Origin of the sequence: Salmonella sp. SJTUF15570, assembly GCF_043357055.1 — a bacterium.
In the GTDB taxonomy this organism is placed as follows: Bacteria; Pseudomonadota; Gammaproteobacteria; order Enterobacterales; family Enterobacteriaceae; genus Salmonella; species Salmonella enterica.
Genome location: NZ_JBEUKJ010000004.1, coordinates 373,710 through 394,297 on the forward strand (window position 1 = coordinate 373,710; position 20,588 = coordinate 394,297).

Genomic DNA, 20,588 nt, shown 5'->3' on the forward strand with positions numbered 1-20,588 from the left:
ACGAGCAGGTTACTCTTCCACCATCCGCGCATACTCTTCCGTCAAAAAATCGACCAACGCGCGTACGGAAGGTAATAATCCTCGCCGGGATGGGAACACAGCATGAATAACCTCCCGCCGGGGCTCCCACTCTTCCAGCACCGCGACCAGTTCACCGGCGGCCAGTTGTTCTTTCACCATTAAGACAGGTAACTGCACAAGCCCCACGCCCGCCATCGCCGCCTCGCGTAGCGCCAACATGTCTGTAGTAATCATACGCGGGGTAAAATGGACTTCCGCACGCGCGCCCTGCGGGCCGTAAAGTTCCCAGCGGTGGATATGCTTGCCGGATGCAAGACTTAGCCCTGGCCAATGGCTCAACTCCGCCGGCGCGGAAGGGATTCCCATCCGTGCGATAAGATCCGGGCTGGCAAACAGGCGATGCCCTCTGTCAGCCAGGACGCGCATCACCAGGTCGCTATCCTCAAACGGGCGCGGCCTGACGCGAATCGCCACATCCACCCCCTCCCCTACGACGTCCACCCGACGATTGGTTGCTTCAAGCTGTAGCGAAACATCAGGATAACGCGCCATAAATTTCGCCAGCATTGGGCCGATGTGTACATGCAGCAGCGTCACCGGGCAGGTCAGCTTCACGATACCGCGAGGCTCTACCTGCAATGCGGCAATGGCATCCTGCGCCGCCTGAGCTTCCACCAGCATCGCTTTACAGTGCTCATAGAATGTTTGTCCCACTTCGGTAACGTTAAACTGCCGGGTAGTTCGCTGAATCAATCGCACGCCCAGCCGTTCCTCCAGTTGCGCAATACGCCGGCTCAGTTTTGATTTTGGTTCATCAAGCGCACGCCCCGCCGCGGCAAACCCACCCTCTTCGACCACATGCACAAACCACGCAAAATCATTGAGATCCGTTTTTATCATTACATTGTCCTATTAATGGAACGGTATGAGCCATTTTAGCCACTACCGAACCTTTTGTCATGAATATAAGCTTATTCACATCAAGACAACGCCACTGAGGAGAACACCATGAAACAGATTACAGGCGTCTATACCGCACCTCGCCCGCACTGGGTTGGCGATGGATTTCCGGTTCGTTCACTCTTTTCTTATCAGTCACATGCGCAGCAGTTGAGTCCATTCCTGCTGCTGGATTATGCCGGGCCGCACACATTTACGCCGGGTAATGAAAAACGCGGTGTTGGGGAGCATCCACACCGCGGTTTCGAGACCGTGACGATTGTTTATAGTGGCGAAGTCGAGCATCGGGACTCTACCGGTCGCGGCGGCGTTATCGGCCCGGGCGACGTTCAGTGGATGACCGCAGGCGCAGGCATTTTGCATGAAGAGTTCCATTCCGACGCGTTTACCCGTCGGGGCGGCGAACTGGAAATGGTGCAGTTGTGGGTTAACCTTCCAATGAAGGACAAAATGACCACCCCGGGTTATCAAAGCATTACCCACGATGTTATCCCGACCGTTACGTTGCCGGATGACGCCGGAGTCGTGCGGGTCATCGCAGGGCGTTATGAAGAGACAAAAGGCCCGGCGCACACTTTCTCGCCGCTCAATGTCTGGGATATGCGCCTGCAACGCAATCGCCAGCTTACATTGGCACAGCCGGAAGGATGGAGCACCGCGCTGGTGGTACTGAAAGGCAATATCACGGTGAACGGCACGACGCCGGTCAACGAAGCGCAACTGGTGGTGTTGAGCCAGCAAGGGAAAACGCTGCACCTTGAGGCCAGCAGCGACGCCAGCGTATTGCTGTTATCAGGCGAGCCGCTGAATGAACCGATTGTGGGTTACGGCCCATTTGTTATGAACACGAAACAAGAGATCGCAGAAGCAGTCCGCGATTTCAACTCCGGCCGTTTTGGCCAAATATGAAAACATGAAGGAGAACACGATGTCAAGTCCTGCTAATTTTAATGGTTTGCGCCCGGTAATTGATGTTAACGATTCCGTGATGCTTTTAATCGATCATCAAAGTGGTCTTTTCCAGACCGTAGGCGATATGCCAATGCCGGAATTACGCGCTCGCGCCGCGGCGTTGGCGAAGATGGCGACGTTAGCGAAAATGCCGGTCATTACCACGGCATCCGTACCGCAAGGTCCGAACGGCCCGCTGATCCCGGAGATCCACGCTAATGCGCCACATGCGCAGTACATTGCGCGCAAAGGTGAAATTAACGCCTGGGATAACGAAGATTTCGTTAAGGCGGTAAAAGCGACGGGTCGTAAGACGCTGATCATTGCCGGGACGATTACCAGCGTGTGTATGGCATTCCCGGCCATTAGCGCGGTAGCGGAAGGTTATAAGGTATTTGCCGTGATCGACGCATCCGGTACCTACAGTAAGATGGCGCAGGAGATCACCCTGGCGCGTATCGTACAGGCTGGCGTCGTACCGATGGATACTGCCGCAGTCGCCTCTGAGCTGCAAGGCACCTGGAACCGTGAAGACGCCGCCGCGTGGGCCGACGTTTATACTCAGGTATTCCCGGCCTATCAACTGCTGATCGAAAGCTACAGCAAAGCGCAGGATGTGGTGAAAAACAACGAAATGTTGGATTCACAGCGCTAATTTGCCTCCCCGCGCCAGTTTGGGCGGGGATTGTGTCTATTGCATGAGCAAACGACAGTGAATATGTAAATTCTGCTTGACCGTTTTAGCGCAACTCCCTATAGTAGCGCCCCGTTGCCCCCCAAGCGGTCAGGCAGCAATACAATATGGTGAGGTGTCCGAGTGGCTGAAGGAGCACGCCTGGAAAGTGTGTATACGGCAACGTATCGGGGGTTCGAATCCCCCCCTCACCGCCATATTTAAGTTGAGAGCCTGTACAGAAGTACGGGCTTTTGCTTATATGTATCCCCCAAACCAAGGGGGGATGAGAACCACCGACCGGGGTTCGACAACTGGCGCAGCCAGTTGGACAGACCGGGCGCACAGCGAACGGGCTGCCCCGAAGGGGCGAGCAAAGCGAGTCAATCCCCCCCTCACCGCCATATTTAAGAAAGAGCTCGTACGAATGTACGGGCTTTTTTTTCGCATTACCCCCCGTCGATTACCGGATGATGACGCAATTTACAAGCGCCTTGTCCGCCTACCGCGAGCACAACGCCATCAGGCTAACTATTAGCCGGCATAAAAAAACCGGGCGCTAAGGCCCGGTTTGTACGGCAGTGAAACGAAGATTAATGCGCGGCTTCTGGCTTGTGCTTTTGCGCACTCTGGAAGCCATACGTCAACGCATTTTTCTCTTTATCCAGCGCGACGGTGACCTGTCCGCCGTCAACCAGCGATCCAAACAGCAACTCATTGGCCAGCGGTTTTTTCAGGTTATCCTGAATCACACGCGCCATTGGTCGTGCGCCCATCGCCCGGTCATAGCCCTTTTCCGCCAGCCAGTCGCGCGCTTCCTGACTGACTTCCAGGGAGACGCCTTTCTGATCCAACTGAGCCTGCAACTCGACGATAAACTTATCGACAACCTGATGAATCACCTCGCCAGACAGATGATCGAACCAAATAATGTTGTCGAGACGGTTACGGAACTCCGGCGTAAACACTTTCTTGATCTCGCCCATCGCATCGGTACTGTTGTCCTGATGAATAAGACCAATAGATTTACGTTCGGTTTCTCGCACGCCGGCGTTGGTGGTCATCACCAGCACCACGTTGCGGAAATCCGCCTTACGGCCGTTGTTATCGGTCAGCGTACCGTTATCCATCACCTGCAGCAGCAGGTTAAAGACATCCGGGTGCGCTTTTTCGATCTCATCCAGCAGCAGCACCGCATGAGGATGCTTAATCACCGCATCCGTCAGCAGCCCGCCCTGGTCGAAACCGACGTATCCCGGAGGCGCGCCGATCAAACGGCTCACCGTATGACGCTCCATATATTCGGACATATCAAAACGCAACAGCTCAATACCCAGCGCTTTTGAAAGCTGTACCGTAACTTCAGTTTTCCCTACGCCAGTTGGCCCGGCGAACAAGAATGAGCCGACAGGTTTATGCTCATGGCCCAGACCCGCACGACTCATCTTAATAGCTTCGGTCAGCGCCTCAATCGCGTTATCCTGGCCGAAGACCAGCATTTTCAGACGATCGCCCAGGTTCTTCAGCGTATCGCGATCGCTCTGCGAGACGCTCTTTTCAGGAATTCGCGCAATTCGCGCCACTACGGACTCAATATCCGCCACGTTGACCGTTTTCTTACGTTTGCTCACCGGCATCAGACGCGCCCGAGCGCCCGCTTCGTCAATCACGTCAATGGCTTTATCCGGCAGATGGCGGTCATTGATATATTTTACCGCCAGCTCGACCGCCGCACGCACCGCTTTCGCGGTATAACGCACGTCGTGGTGCGCTTCGTACTTAGGTTTCAAGCCGTTGATAATTTGCACCGTCTCTTCCACCGAAGGCTCGGTAATATCAATTTTCTGGAAACGGCGTGCTAATGCACGGTCTTTCTCAAAAATATTGCTGAATTCCTGATAGGTCGTTGAGCCGATCACCCGGATCTTGCCGCTGGAAAGCAGCGGTTTAATCAGATTTGCCGCATCCACCTGTCCGCCCGACGCCGCGCCAGCGCCGATAATGGTATGGATTTCATCGATAAACAGGATGCTGTTGGTATCCTGCTCAAGCTGTTTCAGCAACGCCTTAAACCGTTTTTCAAAATCGCCGCGGTATTTGGTGCCCGCCAGCAGCGAACCGATATCCAGAGAGTAAATGGTGCAATCGGCCATCACTTCCGGCACATCGCCCTGCACGATACGCCAGGCCAGCCCTTCGGCAATCGCCGTTTTGCCAACACCGGATTCCCCTACCAGCAACGGGTTATTTTTACGGCGACGACACAAGACCTGGATCGCGCGTTCCAGTTCTTTTTCACGACCAATCAGCGGATCGATGCCGCCCACGCGAGCAAGTTGGTTAAGATTCGTCGTGAAGTTTTCCATACGTTCCTCCCCGCCAGCTTGTTCGTCGCCAGTTGGCTGATTGCCGAGATCGGAAGATTGGCTCGGTTCGTCTTTTCGCGTCCCGTGAGAAATAAAGTTCACGATATCCAGACGGCTAACTTCATGCTTGCGCAGCAGATAAGCCGCCTGTGATTCCTGTTCGCTAAAGATAGCCACCAGCACATTCGCGCCAGTCACTTCACTACGCCCGGAAGACTGAACGTGGAAGACGGCACGTTGCAGGACACGCTGGAAACTTAACGTCGGCTGCGTATCACGCTCTTCTTCACTGGCAGGCAGTACGGGTGTGGTTTGTTCAATGAAGGCTTCGAGTTCCTGACGGAGCGCCACCAGATCCACGGAGCATGCTTCCAGCGCTTCGCGAGCCGATGGGTTGCTGAGCAGCGCCAGCAACAGATGCTCGACGGTCATAAACTCATGACGGTGCTCGCGCGCTCTGGCGAAAGCCATGTTTAAACTGAGTTCCAGTTCTTGATTGAGCATAGGCACCTCCCCCAATTTTTATACCTGCATTCAGGCTTTTTCCAGCGTACACAGCAACGGATGCTCGTTCTCCCTTGCATACTTGTTCACCATCGCCACTTTGGTTTCCGCCACCTCGGCGGTAAACACGCCGCAGATAGCTTTGCCTTGATAGTGAACCGCAAGCATCAATTGCGTTGCACGTTCTACATCATAAGAAAAGAATTTTTGTAACACGTCAATAACAAACTCCATCGGAGTGTAGTCATCATTGACTAATATCACTTTATACATAGATGGCGGTTTTAGCGCGTCGCGCACGCTATCTTCCACCAACTGGTCAAAATCCAGCCAATCGTTCGTCTTACCCATTGTCAGTCGTCATTATCGGTTACGGTTGTCGGCAGGAAAATCTGCCGCTGACCAGAGTCTATGCACACAATCAATCTACCTCAATTGATAGATAACTAACATCTATCAGTACCATCCGCGACATCTGTCACATTCCCGGCAATAGCGTTAACTGCTTCAAATTTTTGATTCATTTTTACCCGATCCCCCCTGCCTGATGCTTGACGCCTCGCCTGATTTCTCTAAATTGTAATGTCGAGAGTTGGTGAGGTTTTGAACAGCCCCCACTCCGTCACCGGTTCATTCCATCTTACTTATATAAGATTTACGAAGGATGTCGAAGCATGGAAACGGGTACTGTAAAGTGGTTCAACAATGCCAAAGGGTTTGGTTTCATCTGCCCTGAAGGCGGCGGCGAGGATATTTTCGCCCATTATTCCACCATTCAAATGGATGGTTACAGAACGCTTAAAGCCGGACAGTCTGTCCGGTTTGATGTCCACCAGGGGCCAAAAGGCAATCACGCCAGCGTCATCGTGCCCATCGAAGCAGAGGCCGTTGCATAGCTCCTCTGTCTCATTGTGTACATCCAGGAGGCAAAATGCCAGCCCGATCGGCTGGCATTTTTATTTAACGCCAGTTCCTGATAGCAACACTGTTGCATCTTATCAGGCCGACAAATGACGTCAGCAAGATTACTCCCTTGCCAGCGCATCCACCGGGTCCAGTCGCGCCGCGTTTCTCGCCGGTAGCCAGCCAAACAGTATCCCGGTAAACGTCGAACATAAAAACGCGCTCGCCAGCGCAGTCAGTGAAAAACCGATCTCCCAGCCGGGCAGGAAAAGCTGTAGCATAAATGCGATGAACATCGACAAGCTAATCCCCAGCGCTCCCCCAACCAGGCAAACCAGCACCGCTTCAATAAGAAACTGCTGTAGCACATCGCTGGCGCGCGCGCCTACCGCCATACGGATGCCGATTTCACGCGTTCGCTCGGTGACGGAAACCAGCATAATATTCATAACGCCGATGCCGCCGACAACCAGCGAAATGACAGCCACCAGCGTCAGAAATAACTGAAGAGTATAGGTGGTTTTTTCAGCCGTTTTCAGGACGCTGTCCATATTCCAGGTGAAGAAGTCTTTTTTACCGTGGCGTAAGGTGAGCAGGCGGGTAAGCTGCTGTTCAGCCTGATCGCTATCAACGCCATCTTTCACACGAACGGTGATCGAGTTAAGCCATGACTGACCCATTATGCGATCTGACATCGTGCTATAGGGCAACCAAACTTGCAACAGATTGCTATTGCCGTACATGGACGGTTTCTCTTCCGCCACGCCAATAACAATAACCGGCATATTACCCACCAGCACCACTTCCCCTACGACATTCGCTTTATTTGGAAATAGCTGGCGTCGCGTGTTGGCATCCAGCACCACCACCTGCGCGCGATCCTGTTGCTGTACAGCATTGAAGGTGTTCCCCTCCCTAAAGGACATGCCGTAAACGTTAAAATAATCGCCACTGACGCCATTAGCATTTACGGCAATATCAATATTGCCATAGCGAAGACGTAGGCTCTTTGAAACGCTGGGCGTCGCAGAGTTAACCCACGGCTGTTTCTGAATAGCCACCAGATCGTCATATTTCAGCGCCTGTCGATACTGCGGGTTGTCGTCGCCAAAATCTTTGCCTGGATGAATATCAATCGTGTTAGTGCCCATAGCGCGGATATCCGCCAGTACCATCTGTTTTGCGGCGTCGCCGACCACCACAATCGACACCACCGACGCAATACCGATAATAATTCCCAGCATGGTCAGTAAAGTACGCATTTTGTTAGCGGCCATCGCTAACCACGCCATTGACAGCGCTTCGCGAAAGCTGCTGGCAAATTGCCGCCAGCCGGGAGCCGTATTAACTACGGCAGCGTCAACGCTCTGTTCGCGTTTCTTTTCCTGCGCGGGCGGATTATGGACAATCTTGCCATCGTGAATTTCAATAATCCGCTCCGCCTGGGCGGCAATCAGCGGATCGTGCGTCACAATGATCACCGTATGTCCGCGATCGCGCAGTTGGCGCAAAATCGCCATCACCTCTTCGCCGGAATGGCTATCCAGCGCGCCGGTCGGCTCATCCGCCAGAATCACCTGTCCGCCGTTCATCAGCGCGCGGGCAATACTGACACGCTGCTGCTGTCCGCCAGAAAGCTGTGAAGGTGGGTAATCGACGCGATCGCTTAATCCCAGCCGCAAAAGCAACTCTCTGGCGCGCGCCTGGCGTTTTTTGCGTTCAATACCGGCGTAGACGGCGGGGATTTCAACATTTTGCGCTGCCGTTAAATGCGACAACAGATGGTAGCGCTGAAAGATAAAGCCAAAATGCTCACGCCGCAGCTGCGCCAGCGCGTCCGGGTCCAGCGTCGAGACGTCCCGCCCCGCCACCCGATAAGTGCCGCTGGTCGGTTTATCCAGGCACCCGAGGATATTCATCAGCGTTGATTTTCCAGAACCGGAAACGCCGACGATCGCCACCATCTCCCCGGCGTGGATTTGCAGGGAGATATCTTTCAACACCGCCACCTGCTCTTCTCCGGAGGGGTAGCTGCGACTCACATTGCGCAGTTCAAGCAATGCCGTCATGGCGTCGCTCCTGGCCTGCTCTCGCCGATGATCACCTCATCGCCCGCTTCCAGACCTTTAACCACTTCCACGTCTGTATCGTTACGCTCGCCAATGATCACTTCGCGCTCACGTTTTTCGCCGTTACGCAACAGCGCCACTTTATAACGATTGCCGCCCACCGGTTCGCCAAGCGCGGCGAGAGGAATAATCAACACATTTTTGACATCCATGAGTTGAATATAAACCTGTGCGGTCATATCAAGACGCAAGATTCTTTTGGGATTCGGCACTTCAAACCGGGCGTAATAAAAAATAGCATCGTTGATCTTTTCCGGCGTCGGCAGAATATCTTTTAAAACGCCTTCATAGCGCGTTTGCGGATCGCCTGCAATGGTGAACCATGCTTTCTGCCCCGCCCGAAGATGGATCACGTCCGCTTCCGAGACCTGCGCTTTTACCAGCATGGTGCTCATATCCGCCAGCGTCAGAATATTGGGCGCCTGCTGAGCTGCAATCACCGTTTGTCCTTGCAGGGTAGTGATTTGCGTCACTTCCCCCGCCATGGGGGCGACAATACGGGTATATTCCAGGTTGGTTTTCGCGGTGTCCAACGAGGCCCGATTACGTTTGATCTGGGCATCTATGGTGCCAATACGCGCCTGTTTAACCGCCATCTCCGTCGCCGCGGTATCCAGATCCTGTTGCGATACCGCCTGAGTCTTAGCTAACTGCTGCTGGCGCGCCAGCGTAACCCGCGCCAGCTTTAACTCAGCGGCTGCCTGCTGACGCTCCGCGTTCAGCTCCATCAGGGTGGCCTCGACCTCTTTTATCTGGTTCTCCGCCTGATCTGGGTCAATCACGCCGAGTAGCTGATCTTTTTTAACGTTATCGCCAATGGAGACCAGCAGCGTTTTCAACTGGCCGCTCACCTGCGCGCCGACATCCACTTTACGCAACGCGTCCAGTTTTCCAGTCGCCAGTACACTCTGTTCAAGATCGCCTGGCCGCACGATTAATGTCTGATAAGTTGGCAGCGGCGCATTTAGCATTCGCCAGCCAGCCATCCCCCCCACTAAAAGAATTAAAATAATGACCAGATAACGCTTTTTAAATTTCTTTCCCTTAGCACGCATAGAAACCCTGACGGCAAAATTTCAACCAGAAAGTAAACCGTATCTAAACAAACCTGACACAATAAAGATAGCGTCGGCTGTATTGACGATTGGTTAATGTTTCCTGTGGTTCAATCTCGACAATCTTATGTCGCGGATTACGATCATGACACAGCTTACAGATAATACCTGGTACACTTCAGATTACATCTCTCCTTTACAATTATTTATTCGTCTGACGCGCGGGCAATTACAGCCAGGAAAATTCTGGCGTAAAGCCAGCTTTCGTCGCAAGTTTTTAATCCGCTCATTAGTCATGCCGCGTGCGACCAGCCAATTACTGACTAATCTCACCCAATGGCCGGAGTTAAATACGTTACTTGCTCGTCAGCCGCGTTTGCCTATTCGGCTACATCGTCCTTATATGGCTGTAAATATTAAACGCGATTTCGCCTTAGACGCTCTGTGTTTTCATTATCAACAGATGCACCAACTTTTATCGCGGGAACAACAAGTTAGCTATTTAAGTCAGTATGGCCTGAATCTTGCTAAATTTGAAACTAAAACCGGCGAGTTGTTTCAACTTGATTTAGTCAGTCTGGTCTCACTGGATAAAGAAGGTGAAAGCACTATTGTTGTTCGCGACGCACAGTTACGTATTCTGGCAGAGATCACATTTACTCTGTGTCGCTTTAACCAACAACGCACACTATTTATCGGCGGATTACAGGGCGCGGCAAACGACGTCCCTCACGAAATTATCCAGCAGGCGACCAAAGCCTGCCATGGTCTTTTTCCCAAACGCATCGTGATGGAGGCTCTCTGTCAGTTTGCGCAAGTCTTTCAGGCAGAAAAGATTATAGCTGTGAGTAACGATGCGCACGTTTACCGTAGCTGGCGATACATGGATAAAAAGACGCAAATGCATGCCGACTATGACGCGTTTTGGGAATCGTTAGGCGGTGAAAGAATTAAAGGAAATTACTATGCGCTACCGCTGGCGATCGCCCGAAAAAGCGAAGCGGAGATCGCCAGTAAGAAACGGGCCGAGTATCGCCGCCGCTATGCGTTACTCGATAGCGTCGTCGAACAGGTTCCGGCCACATTCAAACGTTAATCCGCCCGGCCCCGCGCCAGCCAAACCACGCGCGAGAACATCTTTCTGAACAGCGGCGGCACGGCGTCAATTCCCCGCCGCCCGGCTTCCATCGCGACTTCAATCGCCAAATCCGGCTTTGACGAGCGGTGGATAGCTTTAGTGATAATTTTCCGGGTATTCATCGGCACATTAGGCGGAAGTTGCGCAACCCGGTGAAAAACATCGGCAAAGCCCTGACGATACATAAAATGTTCCATATCCAGCGCAGGCAGCGCCGTGAGATGTTCGCGTTCTTCTTCCCGATCGTTATTAAGCAGGCTGCGGACCGTCGCGGCATATTTTTTCCCCGCTTCGTCGCCATCCACCAGGACATGCCACTCGATTCCCATACGGCGGGCGAACTTCACCAGCGGTTTCAGGCCAGACTGAGCAAACTCAATGACTTTAATGCCCTCCGCATCAAAATGATGTCCACACTGACGCGCCAGCTCATTAATAACCCAGGTTTCCGTCTCGCCTTCCACCAGTAGCCAGCAACGCGCAAACAGCGACGACGCGCGATTAAAGCGGATATGAAAGGCGATACGCCGTCCATCTTCCGCGCTTAACCCGCCCGGGCCCAGACGCCAGGCGGCGACGCGGGAAGATTCGCGCACCAGCCGTACGACATGTTCCACCGGCGTTAGCGAAAGCAGTTCGCCTGAGTTGGTTGTCGCTATCCGCTGTAGCGGTAACAGATTGAGCAATTGCCAGGCGACTGAAAGCATAATGGGATGTAAACGGGTTTCCGGATCTTCCACCAGCAGTAATGGTCGTGCGTCTTTATGTAACCGCAGCGTCCCTTTCGCCTGTAACAGCGTGGAGAAAAGCCCCAGCAGGATCACCCGATGCGACCGGCTGCCCGGTTTGTCGATCATCCGATTAATAATATCCAGATAGCGCCAGCTACGCTGCTCATTTTGCGAACGCCGGCGCATGAGTCGGTGACGCGCCTGTCCTGCGCCCTGCTCTGAGAAATAGTGTTCAAGCAGTTGCACCATCGCGGACAGTCCCTGACGAATCTGCCCGTCGGTTAAATTTTGCGGCCGGGTCGCCAGCTCACGCGCCAGAAAATCCAGCTGTCGGGCCGTGACTTCAACATCCGGCACATTGGGCACCGTACCGTTGCGAATACGTCGCATAAAGCGCGCATCGCGCAAACGTAGCACTGGCATCAGACGAACCAGGTGGCGCACCTGATCGTTAATATTTTCCACCAGTAATGGCTGCCCATCGCTATTGAGAAAACTGCGCAGCGTCATCACGCTGCCATCGGCGCCGCATTCGCCCTCTAGCCGATAAAAAATACGGTGAAAATCATCCTCGCAAGGCGACCAGCATGCTTCCAGCGCTCGATAACGACGTACCCGATGCCGCCCTGGCTGCGTTTCGCGAAAAGTCAGAATAATATGCAGGTGATGCTCGCGTCCTTTTATGTCGCCAGGCGGAAACCAGAAATCCTCACGGACAAAATGGTAAAGATCGAGTTCCGGCGACAATAACAGAGTCAGCGCATCCAGCAGGCTGGATTTTCCCCAGGCGTTTTCCCCAATCAGCACGTTGTTTTGCTCCAGCATCAACGACAGTCGGTTGATACCGCGAAATCCTACTATTTCAACGCGTTCGAGAATCATGCTTCCTCCAGAAAAACGTCATCACTCCATAAAATTCACCGCAGTATAACGGCAAATGCGTCCGCCTGGCGTGATATTCCCCCCCTTTGCCTGGGGCAAATGTCTGATAAATGTACGGCTGACGGTGTCGCTTTACTGATAGTCTGGAATTCGGTAGTGTCATGTACGCTATTCAAACAATAAAAAAGGGCCCGGCTGTTCATGTTTTCAGGACTTTTAATCATTCTGGTTCCACTGATTGTGGGCTATCTCATTCCACTGCGACATAAAGCCGCATTACAACTTATTAACCGGCTACTGAGCTGGATCGTGTACCTTATTCTCTTTTTTATGGGAATAAGCCTGGCGTTTTTGGATAACCTCGCCAGTAATCTGGTGGCGATTTTTCATTATTCCGCCGTCAGTATTACGATTATTTTATTGTGTAATATCGCCGCCTTATTGTGGCTGGAACGTATCCTCCCGTGGCGTCACCATCATCAGCAGGAAAAACTGCCTTCACGTATTGCCATGGCGCTGGAGTCGCTGCAACTGTGCGGCGTAGTGGTATTGGGGTTTGTCATCGGCCTGAGCGGACTCTCTGTTTTACAGCACGCCACCGAAGCCAGTGAATATACGCTGATCTTTTTATTGTTCCTGGTGGGGATTCAGCTACGAAATAGCGGCATGACCTTAAAGCAAATTGTGCTTAACCGCCGGGGAATGATGGTCGCGGTCGTTGTCGTGGCAAGCTCATTACTGGGCGGCGTGATTAATGCGTTTATCCTGGACTTACCGCTAAAAACCGCCCTGGCGATGGCGTCAGGTTTCGGCTGGTACTCTCTTTCCGGTATTTTGCTGACGGAGTCGTTTGGACCGGTTATCGGCAGCGCGGCATTTTTTAACGATCTGGCCCGCGAGCTCTTAGCCATTATGCTTATTCCCGGTCTGGTTCGCCGCAGCCGTTCAACGGCGTTGGGCCTGTGCGGAGCGACCTCAATGGACTTTACGTTGCCGGTATTACAGCGCTCCGGCGGCGTAGAGATTGTTCCGGCGGCTATCGTACATGGCTTTATCCTCAGCCTGCTGGTCCCCCTCTTAATGGCGTTCTTCTCGGCCTGATACCTCTTTGGCGGTAGGCATCTGCCGCCAAAATTGCGCTAAATCAATCTCCTTGCACATTATGGCAGAAATCCCTTTTATCCTTTTGTTCACAGGCATAACCTTAAACATGTATATTAAATATAACTTTAAAAGGTGTGACCATGTTTTGTGTGCAATGTGAACAAACCATCCGTACACCAGCCGGAAACGGCTGCTCCTACGCGCAGGGAATGTGCGGTAAAACAGCTGAAACGTCCGATCTGCAGGATCTGCTGATTGCGGCTTTGCAAGGTTTGTCTGCCTGGGCGGTGAAGGCCCGTGAATATGGCATCATTAATCACGACGTTGATAACTTTGCGCCGCGCGCGTTTTTCTCCACGCTGACCAACGTTAACTTCGACTCTCCGCGTATCGTCGGCTACGCCCGTGAAGCGATTGCCTTGCGTGAAGCGTTGAAAGCGCAGTGCCTGAGCGTGGATGCTAATGCGCATTGCGACAATCCGATGGCCGATCTGCAACTGGTCAGCGACGATCTGGGCGACCTGCAACGTCAGGCGGCGGAATTTACCCCGAATAAAGACAAAGCCGCCATTGGCGAGAACATCCTCGGCCTGCGTCTGCTGTGCCTGTACGGTCTGAAAGGCGCGGCGGCGTATATGGAGCACGCGCACGTTCTCGGTCAATACGACAACGACATTTACGCGCAGTACCACAAAATCATGGCCTGGCTGGGCACCTGGCCTGCTGACATGAACGCGCTGCTGGAGTGCGCAATGGAAATCGGCCAGATGAACTTCAAAGTGATGAGCATTCTGGATGCCGGTGAAACCACCAAATACGGTCACCCAACGCCGACTCAGGTCAACGTCAAAGCGACTGAAGGCAAGTGCATTCTGATCTCCGGTCACGATCTGAAAGATCTCTACAACCTGCTGGAGCAGACCGAAGGCACCGGCGTTAACGTCTACACTCACGGTGAAATGCTGCCCGCACATGGCTATCCGGAACTGCGTAAATTCAAGCATCTGGTCGGTAACTACGGCAGCGGCTGGCAGAATCAGCAGGTCGAATTCGCCCGCTTCCCTGGCCCAATCGTGATGACCTCTAACTGCATTATCGACCCGACCGTGGGCAGCTATGACGACCGTATCTGGACCCGTAGCATCGTCGGCTGGCCGGGTGTAAGCCACCTGGAAGGCGATGACTTCGGGCCGGTCATTGCCCAGGCGCAGCAGATGGCGGGCTTCCCGTATAGCGAAATTCCGCATCTCATCACCGTCGGTTTTGGCCGTCAGACCCTGCTCGGCGCTGCCGATACGCTCATCGATCTGGTCAGTCGTGAAAAACTGCGTCACATCTTCCTGGTCGGCGGCTGTGACGGCGCGCGCGGCGAGCGTAACTACTTTACCGATTTCGCCACCAGCGTACCGGATGACTGCCTGATCCTGACCCTGGCGTGCGGTAAATACCGTTTCAACAAACTGGAGTTCGGCGACATCGAAGGGCTGCCGCGTCTGGTCGATGCCGGTCAGTGTAACGATGCTTACTCCGCAATTATCCTGGCGGTGACGCTGGCGGAAAAACTGGGCTGCGGCGTCAACGATCTGCCGCTATCGCTGGTGCTCTCCTGGTTTGAGCAGAAAGCGATCGTGATTCTGCTGACGCTGCTGTCATTAGGCGTGAAAAATATTGTCACCGGGCCGACCGCGCCGGGCTTCTTCACGCCGGATCTGCTGGCTATCCTCAACGAGAAGTTCGGCCTGCGCTCCGTGACCACCGTTGAAGAAGACATGAAGCAATTGCTGAGCGCGTAAGGAGGTCAATGATGACGATGCCAACCTCACAATGTCCCTGGCGAATGCAGGTGCATCACATCCGTCAGGAGACGCCGGATGTATGGACAATTGCGCTATTATGCCATGACTACTACCCTTATCGCGCCGGGCAGTATGCGCTGGTGAGCGTGCGTAATTCAGCGGAAACGCTGCGCGCCTACACCCTTTCGTCTACGCCGGGCGTCAGTGAATATATCACGCTGACCGTTCGTCGGATTGACGATGGCACGGGCTCACAGTGGTTGACCCATGACATCAAGCGCGGCGATTACATCTGGCTGTCTGATGCAATGGGCGATTTTACCTGTGACGATAAAACAGAAGACAAGTTTCTGCTGCTCGCCGCCGGTTGTGGCGTAACGCCAATCATGTCGATGCGTCGCTGGCTGGCGAAATACCGCCCGCAGGCCGACGTGCAGGTCATCTTTAACGTCCGTTCGCCGGATGATGTGATTTTTGCCGACGAGTGGCGACAGTATCCGGTCACGCTAGTGGCGGAAAATCATGCCACGGAAGGTTTTGTCGCGGGCCGTCTGACCACGGAATTATTACAGCGCGTACCGGATTTGGCATCGCGCACCATCATGACCTGCGGCCCGGCGCCCTATATGGATTTCGTCGAACAGGGAGTGAAAGCGCTTGGCGTAACGCGCTTCTTTAAAGAGAAGTTCTTCACGCCGGTGGCGGAAACGGCAACCAGCGGCCTGAAATTCACCAAGCTACAGCCAGCGCAGGAATTTTATGCCCCGATCGGTACGACGCTGTTGGAGGCGCTGGAGAGTAATAAAGTACCGGTTGCCGCTGCCTGTCGGGCAGGTGTTTGCGGCTGCTGTAAAACCAAAGTCGTTTCCGGCGACTATACGGTGAGTAGCACCATGACGCTGAGCGAGGCGGAGATTGCCGAAGGTTACGTACTGGCCTGCTCCTGCCATCCGCAGGGCGATCTTGTTCTCGCATAATCGGTAAACGTTCCATCATAGGCCCGGTAAGCGTCAGCGCTACCGGGCGATTTGCCGCTCGCTTCATCCTTTCGCCCCTCTCTTCGCCAAAGAAAAACGTCATCGTCATCTTCAACTAAACTTGTAATCGTTATCACATTTAAGGAGATGGAGAACCATGAAACAAACCGTTGCTGCTTTTATCGCCAAAACGCTGGAACAGGCTGGCGTAAAACAAATCTGGGGCGTCACTGGCGATTCCCTGAACGGCCTGAGCGATAGTCTTAATCGTATGGGAACCATTGAATGGATGCCAACCCGCCACGAAGAGGTCGCCGCTTTCGCTGCCGGCGCACAAGCGCAACTTACCGGCGAGCTGGCAGTGTGCGCCGGTTCATGCGGACCGGGCAACCTGCACCTGATCAATGGCCTGTTTGATTGCCACCGTAACCACGTCCCTGTTCTGGCGATCGCCGCCCATATTCCGTCCAGTGAAATCGGCAGCGGTTATTTCCAGGAGACCCACCCGCAGGAGTTGTTCCGTGAATGCAGCCACTATTGCGAGTTGGTTTCCAGCCCGGAGCAGATCCCGCAGGTACTCGCCATCGCCATGCGCAAAGCGGTGCTAAACCGCGGCGTCTCCGTGGTCGTACTTCCGGGTGACGTGGCGCTGAAACCTGCGCCTGAAAACGCCGTCACTCATTGGTACCATGCCCCGCACCCCGTCGTCACGCCGGCAGAGGAAGAGCTAAAAAAACTGGCGCAACTGCTGCGCTACTCCAGCAATATCGCATTGATGTGCGGTAGCGGCTGCGCGGGCGCGCATGAGGAGTTGGTCGCGTTGGCGGCAAAACTAAAAGCGCCAATCGTTCATGCCCTGCGCGGCAAAGAGCACGTTGAGTACGATAACCCTTATGATGTGGGAATGACCGGCCTGATTGGCTTCTCTTCTGGCTTCCACACCATGATGAACGCCGATACGCTGATCCTGCTCGGCACCCAGTTCCCCTATCGCGCCTTTTATCCGAGCGATGCCAAAATCATTCAGATTGACATCAACCCGGGCAGTATTGGCGCGCACAGCAAAGTCGACATGGCGCTGGTGGGCGATATTAAAGCCACGCTTCGCGCCCTGCTGCCGCTGGTGGAAGAAAAAAGCAATCGTAAATTCCTCGATAAAGCTCTGGAGCACTATCGGGACGCCCGTAAGGGACTTGATGACTTAGCCAAACTCAGCGATAAAGCCATCCATCCACAATATCTGGCGCAACAAATTAGCCATTTCGCCGCTGACGACGCTATTTTTACCTGCGATGTCGGCACGCCGACCGTCTGGGCGGCCCGCTATCTAAAAATGAACGGCAAGCGCCGCCTGCTGGGCTCGTTTAACCACGGGTCAATGGCCAACGCCATGCCACAGGCGCTCGGCGCTCAGGCCACCGCGCCGGGTCGGCAGGTTATCGCGATGTGCGGTGATGGCGGCTTCAGTATGCTGATGGGCGATTTTCTCTCGGTGGTACAGATGAAGCTGCCGATAAAAATCGTCGTCTTTAATAACAGCGTGCTGGGCTTTGTGGCGATGGAAATGAAAGCCGGCGGCTACCTTACCGACGGTACCGAACTGCACGACACCAATTTCGCGCGTATCGCCGAAGCCTGCGGCATTACCGGTATTCGCGTGGAAAAAGCCGCAGACGTGGACGGTGCGCTACAGCGCGCGTTTTCCATTGACGGCCCGGTACTGGTTGACGTGGTCGTGGCAAAAGAAGAGCTGGCGATCCCGCCGCAGATCAAACTGGAACAAGCGAAAGGCTTTAGCCTGTACATGCTACGCGCCATTATTAGCGGCCGCGGCGATGAAGTGATCGAACTGGCGAAAACGAACTGGCTAAGGTAAAACAGTGCACATCACCTTTTAAAATCCAGGGATGTGCCATGATTGATTTACGCAGTGATACCGTTACCCGACCGGGTCGCGCCATGCTCGAGGCGATGATGACCGCCCCGGTCGGGGACGACGTATACGGCGATGACCCTACTGTTAACGCCCTTCAGCGCTACGCCGCCGACCTTTCCGGTAAAGAAGCGGCGCTTTTTTTACCCACCGGCACCCAGGCCAATCTGGTCGCGCTGCTTAGCCATTGTGAACGCGGCGAAGAGTATATCGTCGGTCAGGGCGCGCATAATTATCTCTATGAAGCTGGCGGCGCGGCGGTGCTCGGCAGCATTCAGCCGCAGCCCATCGACGCCGCCGCGGACGGTACGCTGCCGCTGGAGAACGTGGCGGCGAAGATTAAAGCGGATGACATCCACTTCGCGCGCACGCGCTTGCTCAGTCTGGAAAATACGCATAACGGGAAAGTGCTGCCGCGCGCGTATCTGAAAGACGCCTGGACATTTACCCGCGAACGTGGGCTGGCGCTGCACGTTGACGGCGCCCGAATTTTTAACGCGGTGGTTGCCTACGGCTGTGAGTTAAAAGAGATTACGCAGTATTGCGACTCTTTTACCATCTGCCTGTCAAAAGGTCTCGGAACGCCGGTCGGTTCGCTGCTGGTCGGCAACCGCGATTACATTAAACGCGCGACGCGCTGGCGTAAAATGGTCGGCGGCGGAATGCGTCAGGCCGGGATTCTGGCAGCGGCCGGACTGTATGCGCTGAAGCATAACGTGGCGCGTCTGCAAGAGGATCATGACAACGCCGCCTGGCTGGCGCAGCAGCTTCGCGAAGCGGGCGCGGAGGTCATGCGCCACGAAACGAATATGCTGTTTGTTCGCGTTGGCGAAGCACAGGCCGCCGCGCTTGGCGACTATTTACGGGAACGGAATATCCTGATTAACGCCGCGCCGATTGTGCGTCTGGTGACGCATCTGGATGTCTCTCGCGAACAGCTTGCCGACGTCGTCGCCCACTGGCGCGCCTTTTTAGCCCGCTAAGGAGAGCAACGTGGCGCAACGCATTCTGGTTCTCGGCGCCAGCGGCTATATCGGCCAGCACCTGGTCTGTGCGCTAAGTCAGCAAGGGCATCAGGTGCGGGCGGCGGCGCGGCGCGTGGAACGTCTGGAAAAACAGCGCCTCGCCAACGTCAGTTGTCATAAGGTCGATCTGCACTGGCCGGAAAATTTACCCGCGCTGCTTCGCGACATTGATACCGTTTACTATCTGGTACACGGCATGGGCGAAGGCGGCGATTTTATCGCCCATGAGCGTCAGGCGGCGCTCAACGTGCGCGACGCGCTGCGCCAGACGCCGGTTAAACAACTTATTTTCCTAAGTTCACTGCAGGCGCCAACGCATGAGCAATCCGATCACCTGCGCGCCCGCCAGCTTACGGCTGACACGCTGCGCGACGCAGGCGTGCCGGTGACGGAATTACGCGCCGGGATCATCGTCGGCGCAGGCTCCGCCGCCTTCGAAGTCATGCGTGACATGGTTTACAACCTGCCAATACTCACGCCGCCGCGCTGGGTGCGTTCGCGCACCACGCCCATCGCTCTGGAAAATTTACTCTACTACCTGGTCGGCTTGCTGGACCACCCTGCTCGCGAGCATCGTATTCTGGAAGCCGCCGGGCCGCAGGTATTAAGTTATCAGCAGCAGTTTGAACGTTTTATGGCCGTCAGCGGTAAACGGCGTCCGCTGATCCCGGTGCCTTTTCCGACCCGCTGGATTTCGGTCTGGTTTTTAAACGTCATTACCTCTGTGCCGCCGACTACCGCAAAAGCGTTAATCCAGGGGTTAAGGCACGATTTGCTGGCCGATGACGCCGCGTTAAAAAAGTTGATCCCCCAAACGCTTATCACCTTTGATGACGCCGTTCGCCGCACGCTGAAAGAAGAAGAAAAACTGGTGAACTCCAGCGACTGGGGCTACGACGCGCTGGCCTTCGCCCGCTGGCGTCCCGAATACGGCTATTTTCCAAAGCAGGCGGGCTTTACCGCGCAGACCCCGGCCAGCCTATCGGCGCTCTGGCAGGTCGTAAATCGGCTGGGTGGCAAAGAGGGCTATTTTTTCGGCAATATTTTGTGGCAGACGCGCGCCGCGATGGATCGTCTGGTGGGGCATAAACTGGCGAAAGGCCGCCCGTCGCATACTTTGCTCAAGCCTGGCGATACGGTAGATAGCTGGAAAGTGATCATTGTCGAACCAGAAAAACAGCTCACGCTCTTGTTTGGCATGAAAGCGCCGGGTCTGGGGCGGCTTAGCTTCACGCTGCACGATAAAGGTCGCTACCGCGAAATTGACGTGCGCGCCTGGTGGCATCCACACGGAATGCCGGGCCTGATTTACTGGCTACTGATGATCCCGGCGCACCTGTTTATTTTCCGGGGAATGGCAAGGCGTATTGCCCGACTTGCAGAACAAATCACAGAAAAATGAGAAAAAGTTGCTGTATTCTTTCGTGTTTCCCATTGCAT

General features: G+C 54.4%; 17 protein-coding genes and 1 tRNA gene. 11 read left to right on the top strand and 7 right to left on the bottom strand.

Annotation, left to right across the window (positions count from 1 at the left end; all coding sequences use genetic code 11):
• Positions 1-9 precede the first annotated feature (9 nt).
• Positions 10-921, bottom strand: coding sequence for a LysR family transcriptional regulator (locus tag ABVN44_RS10550; RefSeq protein WP_000597928.1), 912 nt, complete (start codon positions 919-921; stop codon positions 10-12).
• Positions 922-1,029: 108 nt separating this feature from the next.
• Between ABVN44_RS10550 and ABVN44_RS10555 the strand changes: the two genes are divergently transcribed.
• The 3 genes from ABVN44_RS10555 to ABVN44_RS10565 all read left to right on the top strand — a co-directional run bounded on the left by ABVN44_RS10555 (position 1,030) and on the right by ABVN44_RS10565 (position 2,823).
• The gene (locus ABVN44_RS10555) at positions 1,030-1,890 is read left to right on the top strand and encodes a pirin family protein (protein WP_000809969.1); all 861 of its coding nucleotides are present in this window, start codon (positions 1,030-1,032) and stop codon (positions 1,888-1,890) included.
• A gap of 19 nt (positions 1,891-1,909) precedes the next feature.
• A complete protein-coding gene (locus tag ABVN44_RS10560; protein ID WP_000097893.1) occupies positions 1,910-2,587 on the top strand; it encodes a hydrolase in 678 nt (225 codons plus the stop codon).
• Positions 2,588-2,735: 148 nt separating this feature from the next.
• Positions 2,736-2,823 (top strand) — tRNA-Ser (locus ABVN44_RS10565).
• 375 nt (positions 2,824-3,198) lie between these two features.
• On the opposite strand, the gene clpA is transcribed toward ABVN44_RS10565, so the two are convergent.
• The 3 genes from clpA to ABVN44_RS10580 form a co-directional block, all read right to left on the bottom strand.
• Positions 3,199-5,475: an ATP-dependent Clp protease ATP-binding subunit ClpA gene (clpA, locus tag ABVN44_RS10570; RefSeq protein WP_000934064.1), complete on the bottom strand. Its 2,277-nt coding sequence runs from the start codon at positions 5,473-5,475 to the stop codon at positions 3,199-3,201.
• Positions 5,476-5,505: 30 nt separating this feature from the next.
• The gene (gene clpS / locus ABVN44_RS10575; RefSeq protein WP_000520789.1) at positions 5,506-5,826 is read right to left on the bottom strand and encodes an ATP-dependent Clp protease adapter ClpS; all 321 of its coding nucleotides are present in this window, start codon (positions 5,824-5,826) and stop codon (positions 5,506-5,508) included.
• A 95-nt stretch (positions 5,827-5,921) separates the two neighbouring features.
• A complete protein-coding gene (locus ABVN44_RS10580; protein ID WP_212742690.1) occupies positions 5,922-5,999 on the bottom strand; it encodes a hypothetical protein in 78 nt (25 codons plus the stop codon).
• A gap of 150 nt (positions 6,000-6,149) precedes the next feature.
• On the opposite strand from ABVN44_RS10580, the gene cspD reads away from it, so the two are divergent.
• Positions 6,150-6,371: a cold shock-like protein CspD gene (gene cspD, locus ABVN44_RS10585; RefSeq protein WP_000447499.1), complete on the top strand. Its 222-nt coding sequence runs from the start codon at positions 6,150-6,152 to the stop codon at positions 6,369-6,371.
• Between the two features lie 129 nt (positions 6,372-6,500).
• Here the strand turns inward: cspD and macB are convergent, their stop codons facing one another.
• Positions 6,501-8,447 (bottom strand): macrolide ABC transporter ATP-binding protein/permease MacB, encoded by a 1,947-nt coding sequence (gene macB, locus ABVN44_RS10590; protein ID WP_048348817.1) that lies wholly within the window; start codon positions 8,445-8,447, stop codon positions 6,501-6,503.
• Positions 8,444-9,562: a macrolide transporter subunit MacA gene (gene macA, locus ABVN44_RS10595; protein WP_001201754.1), complete on the bottom strand. Its 1,119-nt coding sequence runs from the start codon at positions 9,560-9,562 to the stop codon at positions 8,444-8,446. Before macA ends, macB begins: the two co-directional genes overlap by 4 nt.
• 145 nt (positions 9,563-9,707) lie before the next feature.
• Here macA and ABVN44_RS10600 point away from each other — a divergent pair, with 145 nt between their 5' ends.
• Positions 9,708-10,658, top strand: a complete 951-nt coding sequence (locus tag ABVN44_RS10600) for a VirK/YbjX family protein (RefSeq protein WP_023232208.1) — start codon at positions 9,708-9,710, stop codon at positions 10,656-10,658.
• On the opposite strand, the gene ABVN44_RS10605 is transcribed toward ABVN44_RS10600, so the two are convergent.
• On the bottom strand, positions 10,655-12,313 hold the full coding sequence (locus ABVN44_RS10605; RefSeq protein WP_000599765.1) for an ATP-dependent endonuclease: 1,659 nt from the start codon (positions 12,311-12,313) through the stop codon (positions 10,655-10,657). The genes ABVN44_RS10600 and ABVN44_RS10605 overlap by 4 nt on opposite strands.
• Positions 12,314-12,514: 201 nt before the next feature.
• Between ABVN44_RS10605 and ABVN44_RS10610 the strand changes: the two genes are divergently transcribed.
• From ABVN44_RS10610 to ABVN44_RS10635, 6 genes are all read left to right on the top strand, one after another.
• Positions 12,515-13,414, top strand: coding sequence for a lysine exporter LysO family protein (locus tag ABVN44_RS10610; RefSeq protein WP_000491118.1), 900 nt, complete (start codon positions 12,515-12,517; stop codon positions 13,412-13,414).
• Between the two features lie 143 nt (positions 13,415-13,557).
• Complete coding sequence (hcp, locus tag ABVN44_RS10615) at positions 13,558-15,210, top strand: hydroxylamine reductase (protein ID WP_000458776.1); 1,653 nt, start codon at positions 13,558-13,560, stop codon at positions 15,208-15,210.
• A gap of 11 nt (positions 15,211-15,221) precedes the next feature.
• Positions 15,222-16,190 (top strand): NADH oxidoreductase, encoded by a 969-nt coding sequence (gene hcr / locus ABVN44_RS10620; RefSeq protein ID WP_023216393.1) that lies wholly within the window; start codon positions 15,222-15,224, stop codon positions 16,188-16,190.
• Between the two features lie 157 nt (positions 16,191-16,347).
• Positions 16,348-18,066 carry a ubiquinone-dependent pyruvate dehydrogenase gene (gene poxB / locus ABVN44_RS10625; RefSeq protein ID WP_000815309.1) on the top strand — a complete coding sequence of 573 codons (1,719 nt, stop codon included), beginning with the start codon at positions 16,348-16,350 and terminating at the stop codon, positions 18,064-18,066.
• 38 nt (positions 18,067-18,104) lie between these two features.
• Positions 18,105-19,106 carry a low-specificity L-threonine aldolase gene (ltaE, locus tag ABVN44_RS10630; RefSeq protein ID WP_000566346.1) on the top strand — a complete coding sequence of 334 codons (1,002 nt, stop codon included), beginning with the start codon at positions 18,105-18,107 and terminating at the stop codon, positions 19,104-19,106.
• 10 nt (positions 19,107-19,116) lie between these two features.
• Positions 19,117-20,550: an SDR family oxidoreductase gene (locus tag ABVN44_RS10635; protein ID WP_023232205.1), complete on the top strand. Its 1,434-nt coding sequence runs from the start codon at positions 19,117-19,119 to the stop codon at positions 20,548-20,550.
• Positions 20,551-20,588: the final 38 nt, after the last annotated feature.